We start from the raw sequence: 6729 nt of genomic DNA, 5'->3' as shown, positions 1-6729 counted from the left end.
GCATTTATAAACAGCGATGACTGGTACGATGAGAATGCCATGTTGCACTTCGTGGAAGCATACGAAAAACAACCCTCTGATGTACTTTATGGAGATGTTATATATATTGATGAAGATGGTAAGGAGAGATATGGGTCAAATGCAAAGTTAAATTTTGAAAAGATGTTATATACAAATATATTGTGTCATCAAGTGATTTGCGTAAAGACTGATTTGATGAAGAACAATCTGTTTAATTTAAGATATAAGCTCCTTGCAGACTATGATTTTTTATTAAAGCTGTTGGTGGACGGATATTCATTTAATTATATTGGTAATACTATTATCGCTTATTTCCGTTTGGGAGGAGTATCAACAGTTCGTATTTTGGATACTGTAAATGAGACCTATGAAATATCCATGAAAAGAGTTTTGTCAAAAGAAGATTTAAATGTTGATTCAAATGAAATTAGAAAAATTAGAAAGATTGCAGAACGGCGCCTGTATTATGGAAAAATGCAACAATTATACAACGACTTTGTGGAGAAGAAGTGCCATTTTGTAGACTATAGTTGTATTTTAGAAAATAAGTTTGCTATTTTTGGCGTTGGGACTGTTGGTCAACAGGTTTTGCAATTAATAAAATCTTTGGGTGCTGAAGTTGCCTGTTTTTTGGACAGTAATTCTGCTCACTGGGGGACAAAAATCGAAGGTATAAAAGTTTTAAATCCTCAAGCCGCTGCAAATATAGATGTAAGTAAGATTGTTATAACTAGTTATGAGTACTATGATGAAATGGCTTGTTTGTTATCTGAGATAGGATTTAAAGAAGATGAAGATTATTATAAATTTGAAACTTGGATACAGTGGTTGGTAGATCATGTGAGATATAACTTGTGAAGCAGATTGATTGGGAGAGAGAACTGTGCACAAGAAAGATATTGTAATAGTAGTACCTATATATAAAGCACAACTAAATATTACAGAGCAACGTTCTTTAGAACAATTGTATAGAGTATTGAAAGATTATAATATTGTTTTTGTTGCTCCAAAGAGAATGCGTGATTATTGTAATAGACAACGATATAGTGTTGTTTATTATGATGATCGGTTTTTTAAAAGTACAGCTACCTATAGTGAGTTATTGGTTTCTGATGCTTTTTATTCTAAGTTTGCTGAATATGAATATATGTTGATTTACCAGCTTGATGCCTATGTTTTTAAGGATGAATTGTTGGATTTTTGTGAGTTGGATTATGACTATATTGGTGCCCCTGTACCTAGAACATTGGGAAAATGGGGGCTGGTAAAGGCGCGAGTGGGTAATGGAGGCTTGTCGTTGCGTAAAATTTCATCGGTACGAAGGATGATTGCTAATATAGCGGATATATGTGAAGAGAGCGGCTTTAGGGAGTTATTTTACAACAACGAGGATCTGTTTTTTGGTTATTGCGGGGCACGACCCAATATAGACTTTTCTGTTCCAGAAATAAAAACAGCCATTAAATTTGCAGTGGATGAAGATGTATGCCATATATTTCAGAGATTAAATAATGGGCTGTCAGAGTTGCCATTCGGTTGTCATGGGTGGAGCAGGAAAATTGTATATAACGTATGGAGTAAGTTTATTGCAGAGGAAAACGAAGTAGAATTAAATGATTATTTTAGAAATATTACTGGGCCCTCTTATCGGGAGGTTCAGTGGCATAGATTGTCGGAATATATACTTTTAAGGTATAAAAAGTATAACTTTGTTAGATTAGTTGATTTGTGTAACAAATATCTCGAGCCAACATATTCGTATGTTATGTGGGGAGCTGGTGAATATGGTGTTATCTTATACAGCTTATTAACTGAAATTGGCTACAATATAAAAAAGGTATTCGATATTAAACCAAAAGAGATAAAATTAAATGGTGTTGAGATAACGGAGCCTGATTTGGACTATTTGATTCGGACGGATTGCTCAATTGTAATAACTCCTATTTACTATGATAATGAAATAAGATGTAAATTGTTATCTAATGGCATATTAGAAAACAGAGTTTTTACCTATCGAAAATTGTTGAATATAATTATTTCAGATTATGTGGGTTCTTTTATTTTGTGCAATAGAAAGTGAGTGTGACCAACTGTGAAATATTTAATATTTGGTGCTGGTGAATGGGGACAGACTGTACAGTCCTACATTGAGAATTCATCTGAAGATGTTCTTGTTGGTTTTATTGATAATAATAAAAGTGGTAATGAAATAAATGGATATGGATTGTATAAAGCAGACGACATATCCAAACTTGAATTTGATAAAATAATAATTTCAGTGAGTAAAAAAAGTGCTTTAAATGATATTCGAGAACAATTAAATTATCTAAATATAGCAAATAATAAAATAATAGGCTTATCGGAGGAGAAAGCACTATTTATAGATGTTTTTGCACAACGGCCCAATATCTATGATGAAATCGCTGATTGCAGAGTGGGCTGGTTGCGTTCTTTTGCCAAATTTGTAAAAGAAGAGGAAATGGTGGGAAATGTAGCAGAGTGTGGCGTGTATGCCGGAGATTTCGCGTTCTACATAAATAAGTATTTTGCTGATAGGAAACTATATTTGTTTGATACCTTTGAGGGGTTTTCAGATGTCGATTTAAAAGTGGAACGTGAACTAAATCATAAAGCTTTTATTTCTGGAGAATTTAATCAAGAATTTAATTTTAGTGTTAATAATGAAGAAATTGCGCGGCGAAAGATGCCTAATATAGAACAATGTGAATTTCATAAAGGATATTTTCCAGAGAGTGCAAAAGGAATCGAAGATAATTTTTGTTTTGTAAATTTGGATATGGATTTATATAAACCTATGCTTGCGGGATTAGAATTTTTTATGCATAAGATGTCTAATGGAGGCGTCATTTTACTGCATGATTATTTCCATCCAGAATTACCTGGCGTAAAGCAAGCTGTAAAAGATTATGAACTGAAACACGGTCTTACACTATCTAAAATACCTATTGGAGATGGATGTAGTATAGCCATTGTAAAAGTATAGAGGTAATCCGGATGAACAGATATAGTTTTCTATTTCCGTTTGAAAAAATAAAGCAAGGGTCCAAGATAATAATTTATGGTGCTGGTGATGTTGGATGTGATTATCTAAAACAGATACTCATAACCAATTATTGTATTTGTGTTGCAATTTTGGACCGTAATGCTGCCAATATCCCTCCGCTGGTGGTTCCAGTATATACACCGGAATATTTACCACAATTTGAGTATGATTATATAGTATTGGCCTTTAAAGATGGTTGTCATGTTCAGGCCGTTAAGGATACATTGTTTCATTATGGGGCAGATATTTCTAAAATCATTTTTCAACCAGTTAGGGCAGAAGTTAATATTTTGGGTAAAATAGAAGTAAAGCAGACTGATTATAATTATGCTTTTCAAAGTAATGGCATTTCTATAGCAATAAAATATGGACCTTGCCTTGGTGATAGTATCATAAAAAAGAAAATAGTTATGGAACTAGTCAAAAAAGTGCCAGAGGTTAGTATTGATATATATATATCCGGTGGTTCAAAGTTTATGAACGCAATTTATGCTGATACTCGAGGGCTTAATACTGTTATTGATGATGGTGGTGTCTTGTTCGAACATAATAAGATAAAATATGATGTCGCATTTGAGTTATATGATTTGCTGGCAATTAAACATATTAGCGATAATTTGGCTAATAAAAATAGGCATTTTTTTGATGAACTGCATAAATTGGATAAGGTTCTTTTAAAATATAATTTGCCAAGTTCTCCTATTAGTAATATGCATATTCATTTTAAGAGGATGATATACAAGGGGCTTAATGTATATAACTATTTAAACTTTACAGGATTTTTTGATATTAAGGACAAGAATGTTGATATTAGATTAAATGAAGATTATCTATTATGTTATAAACAATTACAATTAAAAAAGTATATAACTATTAATTATGGAACAGGATTTGTGTCAATTCACGGTAAAAATGTTATCGCCAAGCAATGGAATTATGACAAAATCTGCCAATTTGTTCAACTATTTAAGACTAATTATCCTGATATACAAGTTGTGCAGTTGGGGACTAAAAATGCTGCCAAAGTAGTTGGAGCTGATGAGTATATATTGGGAACAGATTTAGAGTTAGTAAAACATGTATTGTATGGTTCTATACTGCATATTGACTCAGAAGGCGGACTTGTGCATCTTGCTACCCAGTTAGGAACAAAATGTGTTGTATTATTTGGGCCAACTATGGTTGAGTACTTTGGGTATGACGAAAATGATAACATAGTTGCGGGGGATTGCCATAATTGCTACACTCTTTATGATGAGATTGATAAATGCGCGAGGGGGATGGAGTGCCCTGAGTGTATGGATTCTATAACTCCAAATTTGGTTATGGAACATGTAGATAGGTGTATTTCAGATGGGTGCTTATTATAGTTATGTCGTGAGTATAAAGAAAAAATGATACATATTACAGACGAGATATCCGAAAAGCTTCGTAAAGTGAACTTGGAAATGCTCAAGGAAATAGATAGAATATGCAGGAAAAACAATATAAAGTACTCCCTTTGTAGTGGGACTCTCATCGGGGCTGTGCGCCATGGAGGCTTTATTCCTTGGGATAATGATGCTGACGTAAACATGCTCAGGGAAGAATATGAAAAGTTTTTTGTGGCCTGCAAAAGGGATTTGGACACAGAAAAGTTCTTTTTGCAGGATTTTCGCACGGACCCTAATTATCGGTGGGGATTTCCCAAGCTTCGTTACAATAACAGCGTGTGGCTGATGCCTGGACAGGAGAAAACCAACTGGCATAAGGGAATCTTTGTGGATGTTTTTGTTTATGATGGGGTGCCGGACAATTATTTTTTGCGGCGGATTCATTTATTTATATGCTATTGTATTCGTAAAGGATTGTATTCATTTTTCGGTCGGGAAAATGCCTCTAATTCTCTTATGCGGTTATGGTATAAAATGCTATATTGTGTGCCACGGAGTTTTTGGATTCACTGTTTTAATGTTATGGTGAAACTGTCAAATTTAAGTCGCCATGAACTGGTACGTCACCTAACGTTCCCATATCCATTGGAATCATCAAAATATGGTATGCCAAGAAAATGTTTTGATGAATACATGGACAAGGACTTTGAGGGATATACATTTAAAATATTTAAGGATTATGATTCTTTTTTGACCAGTATGTATGGGGAGTATATGACATTGCCACCGGAGGAAAAACGAGTAGGATTTCCATTAGCTGAGTTGAAATTTCCGGAGAATATGTAAAAATAGACTTATTGAGCGGGAACTTTAGCACCAGTTAGCGTGTGGGAAAAGAAAGAGGGGGAACCATGGGGGATAAAACCAGAGTATATAGTGATAAGGTGGATGTCAGCGGTGACAGCATTCGGGAGTTTTACGATAAACGAGCTGCGGCATTTAAGGCTGGTAAGAAAAGCAGTAACACTGTGGTGTTGTTGGGAGATAATAACCCAGAATATGCTGATAAATGGGATGAGTTTGAAAAGAAAACCATTTTGCTCCGTTTGAACCTTACCAAGAATAAAAATGTTCTGGATATTGGTTGCGGTGTGGGCCGTTGGGCGGAGTCAGTACTCCCTCTTTGTGGAAAATACCGGGGAGTGGATTTTTCTGGAGAAATGGTCAAGGTGGCTTCGGAGAGATTTGCTTCTTATGATAATGCTTTATTTAAACAGTCAGCTTTTTTAGACTTGTTCGAGGATAAGGACATAACTAAAGAAAAATATGATGCAGTGATTATTGCCGGGGTGTCCATGTATATTAATGATGAAGTATTAGGTAAGTGTTATGAAAAGCTGCCTAATATTTTAAACAGTGGTGCCATCGTTTACATTGAGGAAAGCATCGGGGTACAGGAGCGTCTCACGTTGAATGGAATATGGTCTGAGGCACTAAAGTCCGATTATAATGCCATTTATCGGACTCGTGAAGAATACCGACAGATTTTGGCACCTATGTTGGCCGTAAGCAATGTGTTAGAGGATGATTACTTCAATGTGCTGGACAAGAAGGATTTATCAGATACCAGCCATTGGTACACTATATTGGAGATGAAATGAAATGAGATTATTTACAGTTGGACCAGTGGAAATGTTTGATGAGGTAAAGGCTATCCGTGCTGATAAGGATAGCGTGCCTTACTTTCGGACAAAAGAGTTTTCTGAGCTGATGCTGGAAACAGATGAATTACTTAGAAAATTTGCCAAGGCCGGCGAGGGGGCCAAGACGGTTTATTTGACGGCTTCTGGTACTGCGGCCATGGAGGCAGCGGTAATGAACTGCTTTACTGAGCAGGACAGGTTGCTGGTTATTAATGGTGGATCTTTTGGCCAGCGGTTTGTGGATATATGTGAGGTACATAACATACCTCACGATGTGGTTACGGTGGAATACGGTGAAACCTTGACTAGCGATATGCTGCTACCATACGAGGCTACGGACTATAACGGACTTCTGGTAAATATCGACGAAACTTCAACCGGGCAGCTTTATGATATTAAACTATTATCTGATTTTTGTCGGAAAAAAGATATGTACCTGGTGGTGGATGCTATCAGCTCTTTCCTTTGTGATGAATTTGACATGGCGGGAAATGATGTAGATGTTATGATTGCAAGCTCACAAAAAGGAGCCTGCATTTCACCAGGCCTGTCTATGGTAGTGCTTAGT

At 35.7% G+C, this 6729-nt stretch carries 6 protein-coding genes and 1 pseudogene; all 7 read left to right on the top strand.

Going from position 1 to position 6729, the window contains the following annotated elements; translation table 11 throughout:
- Nucleotides 1-879 (top strand): annotated as a pseudogene (locus ACKI5G_RS07745) (hypothetical protein); the annotation flags it as partial.
- A 25-nt stretch (nt 880-904) separates the two neighbouring features.
- Complete coding sequence (locus tag ACKI5G_RS07740; protein WP_407399204.1) at nt 905-2101, top strand: DUF5672 family protein; 1197 nt, start codon at nt 905-907, stop codon at nt 2099-2101.
- A gap of 12 nt (nt 2102-2113) precedes the next feature.
- Nucleotides 2114-3025, top strand: coding sequence for a TylF/MycF/NovP-related O-methyltransferase (locus tag ACKI5G_RS07735; RefSeq protein WP_407399202.1), 912 nt, complete (start codon nt 2114-2116; stop codon nt 3023-3025).
- An 11-nt stretch (nt 3026-3036) separates the two neighbouring features.
- Entirely contained in the window at nt 3037-4455 is a 1419-nt protein-coding gene (locus tag ACKI5G_RS07730; protein WP_407399200.1) for a glycosyltransferase family 9 protein, read from the top strand.
- A 24-nt stretch (nt 4456-4479) separates the two neighbouring features.
- Nucleotides 4480-5304 carry a phosphorylcholine transferase LicD gene (locus ACKI5G_RS07725; protein WP_407399198.1) on the top strand — a complete coding sequence of 275 codons (825 nt, stop codon included), beginning with the start codon at nt 4480-4482 and terminating at the stop codon, nt 5302-5304.
- A 65-nt stretch (nt 5305-5369) separates the two neighbouring features.
- Nucleotides 5370-6119, top strand: a complete 750-nt coding sequence (locus tag ACKI5G_RS07720) for a class I SAM-dependent DNA methyltransferase (RefSeq protein WP_407399196.1) — start codon at nt 5370-5372, stop codon at nt 6117-6119.
- A 1-nt stretch (nt 6120) separates the two neighbouring features.
- The coding region (locus ACKI5G_RS07715; protein ID WP_407399194.1) for an aminotransferase class V-fold PLP-dependent enzyme at nt 6121-6729 on the top strand (609 nt) is incomplete at its 3' end.

It is taken from the genome of Anaerovibrio sp. (assembly GCF_045637405.1).
GTDB lineage: Bacteria > Bacillota > Negativicutes > Selenomonadales > Selenomonadaceae > Anaerovibrio.
The sequence above is the reverse complement of the archived record's forward strand: the minus strand, read 5'-3'. Positions and strand labels throughout refer to the sequence as shown.

Bases quoted from the DNA above. Each gene is read 5' to 3' on its own strand.
- ACKI5G_RS07730 (WP_407399200.1), top strand. From the start codon at position 3,037: ATGAACAGATATAGTTTTCTATTTCCGTTTGAAAAAATAAAGCAAGGG.
- ACKI5G_RS07725 (WP_407399198.1), top strand. From the start codon at position 4,480: ATGATACATATTACAGACGAGATATCCGAAAAGCTTCGTAAAGTGAAC.
- ACKI5G_RS07720 (WP_407399196.1), top strand. From the start codon at position 5,370: ATGGGGGATAAAACCAGAGTATATAGTGATAAGGTGGATGTCAGCGGT.